The organism is Streptomyces sp. NRRL B-1347, from assembly GCF_000720325.1.
Classification (GTDB): Bacteria; Actinomycetota; Actinomycetes; order Streptomycetales; family Streptomycetaceae; genus Streptomyces.
The window spans coordinates 1-2,748 of the sequence record NZ_JOJM01000215.1 but is presented as its reverse complement, the minus strand read 5'-3'; the positions used below and the strand labels follow the sequence as shown (position 1 = coordinate 2,748).

1 protein-coding gene and 1 pseudogene are annotated in these 2,748 nt (G+C 67.1%); both read left to right on the top strand.

Annotated features, from left to right (window positions below):
• Positions 1-1,284: pseudogene (locus IG74_RS54985) on the top strand (amino acid adenylation domain-containing protein); the annotation flags it as partial.
• Positions 1,285-1,288: 4 nt separating this feature from the next.
• A partial coding sequence (locus IG74_RS54050) for a condensation domain-containing protein (protein ID WP_234334690.1) occupies positions 1,289-2,748 on the top strand: 1,460 nt, incomplete at its 3' end.

The window sequence follows — 2,748 nt, the reverse complement described above, 5'->3', positions numbered from 1 at the left end:
GCCGTCGCATGTGGCGTATGTGATTTATACGTCGGGTTCGACGGGGCGTCCGAAGGGTGTGGCGGTTCCGCATGGGAATGTGGTGGCGCTGTTTGGTGGGACGGATGGCTGGTTCGGGTTTGGTGCGGGGGATGTGTGGGCGTGGTTCCATTCGTTCGCGTTTGATTTCTCGGTGTGGGAGTTGTGGGGGGCGCTGCTGCATGGTGGGCGTCTTGTGGTGGTGCCGCGTGAGGTGTCGCGTTCTCCGCGTGAGTTTTTGGAGTTGCTGGTCGCGGAGCGTGTGACGGTTTTGAATCAGACGCCGTCGGCGTTCTATCAGTTGATGGCGGCTGAGGTGCGGGAGCCGTCGTTGGGTGAGCGTCTGGTGTTGCGGTGTGTGGTGTTCGGTGGTGAGGCGTTGGATCTGTCGCGGTTGCGGGAGTGGTATGTGCGGCATGCGGCGGATGCGCCGGTGCTGGTGAACATGTATGGCATCACTGAGACGACTGTGCATGTGAGCTTGGCATCACTGAGACGACTGTGCATGTGAGCTACATGGCTTTGGATGAGGCTGTGGTGGCTGGTGGTGCGGGCAGTGTGATCGGTGTGGGTATCCCGAATCTGCGGGTGTTTGTGCTGGGTTCGGATCTGCGGCCGGTGCCGGTGGGTGTTGCGGGTGAGTTGTATGTCGCGGGCGCGCAGCTGGCCCGTGGGTATCTGGGTCGTCCGGGGCTGTCCGCGGAGCGTTTCGTGGCCTGTCCGTTCGGGTCGGCGGGTGAGCGGATGTATCGCACGGGTGATGTGGTGCGTTGGTGTGCGGACGGGAACCTGGAGTTCCTGGGGCGTGCGGATGACCAGGTCAAGGTCCGTGGCTTCCGTATCGAACTCGGCGAGATCGAGGCGGCGTTGGAATCCCACCCCGCCGTGGCCCAGGCCGCGGTACTGGTGCGCGAGGACGCGCCGGGGGACAAGCGCCTCGTCGCGTACGCCGTCCCGGCCGCTTCCGGTGACACGGCGGACACGGCGGTACTGAGGGCACATGTCGGTGGTCTGCTGCCGGAGTACATGGTTCCGGCAGCGATGGTGGTCCTTGACGCACTGCCGCTGACGGTCAACGGCAAGCTCGACCGCCGCGCGCTGCCCGCGCCGGAGTACACCGTGTCGGTGGGGCGGGCTCCGTCGGGTGTGCGGGAGGAGATCCTGTGCGCGGTGTTCGCCGAGGTACTCGGCGTTCCGAGCGTGGGTGTCGACGACAACTTCTTCGAGCTGGGCGGCCATTCGCTCCTCGCGGTGTCGCTGGCTGCCGCTGGTGGAGCTGTCGGCGCAGGAGATCGAGCGTATCTCGGCCCGGGTCGAGGGCGGTGCGGCGAACATCGCCGACATCTACCCCCTCGCTCCATTGCAGGAAGGCATCTTCTTCCACTCCGTGCTGGGTGGTGAGTCCGGCGCGGACGTGTACGTGCTGCCGACGGTGCTCGGCTTCGATGCGCGGGAGCGTGTTGACCAGTTCCTCGGGGCGTTGCAGGCTGTCGTGGACCGGCACGACATCCTCCGTACGGGCTTCGCGTGGGACGGCCTGCGCGAGCCGGTGCAGGTCGTGGTCCGGCACGCCGGCATCCCCGTGACTGAGGTCAACCTCGCGGGCCATGAAGGGGACTTGGCGCAGGCGCTGCTGTCCCTGTGCAGCCCCTCCATGGACATTCGACAGGCTCCGCTGCTGCGGGTCACCGTCGCGGCGGAGCCGGGCAGCGACCGCTGGCTGCTCGCCCTGCAGGTCCATCACCTGGTCCAGGACCACACCGCTCTGGCCGTGCTTCTGGGTGAGGTGCGTGCGTTGCTCGGCGGCGACGCGGCGTCTCTGCCCGTGCCGGTTCCGTTCCGGGAGTTCGTGGCGCAGGCACGTCTGGGTGTGTCGCGTGCGGAGCATGAGCGGTTCTTCGGTGAGCTGCTCGACGGCGTGAGCGAGCCGACGGCGCCGTTCGGGTTGCTGGACGTGCACGGTGACGGTTCGGACGTCGCCGAGGCGTCGACCATGCTGGACGCGGGTCTCGCTGTGCGTCTGCGGGAGCAGGCGCGACGTCTGGGCGTCAGCCCCGCCACGCTGTTCCACCTGGTGTGGGCCCGGGTTGCCGCGGTGACCTCAGGCCGCGATGACGTCGTGTTCGGCAGTGTGCTGTTCGGCCGTATGCAGGCGGGCGCCGGTGCGGACCGTACGCCGGGTCTGTTCATCAACACGCTGCCCGTACGTGTGCCCACCGGCGAGGTCTCGGTGAGTGAGGCCGTGCGGGGCATGCAGAAGCAGCTCGCCGACCTCCTCGTCCACGAGCACGCTCCGCTCACGCTTGCCCAGCAGGCGGCCGATCTCGCAGCGGAGACCCCGCTGTTCACCTCCCTCCTCAACTACCGCCACAACGACCGTCCGCGTGAGGAGATGGGCCTCGAGCTCGGAGGTGTAGACATCGTCTACACCCGTGAGCGGACGAACTACCCGCTGACGGTGTCGGTGGATGACACCGGCGAAGCCTTCGGTCTGACGGTGCAGGCGAGTGCTCCGATTGACGCGGACTCGGTGTGTGGCCTGGTCGGCGCTGCGGCCGAGAGCATCGTCACGGCGCTGGAAGGCGAGGCCGAGGGCCTGCGTCTGCACCAGATTTCGGTTCTGCCCGAGGCGGAGCGGGATCGTCTGGTGCGTGGGTGGAACGACACTGGTCGTTCTGTTCCTGAGGTGTCGTTGACGGAGTTGTTGGCGGCGCAGGTGTGTGAGACGCC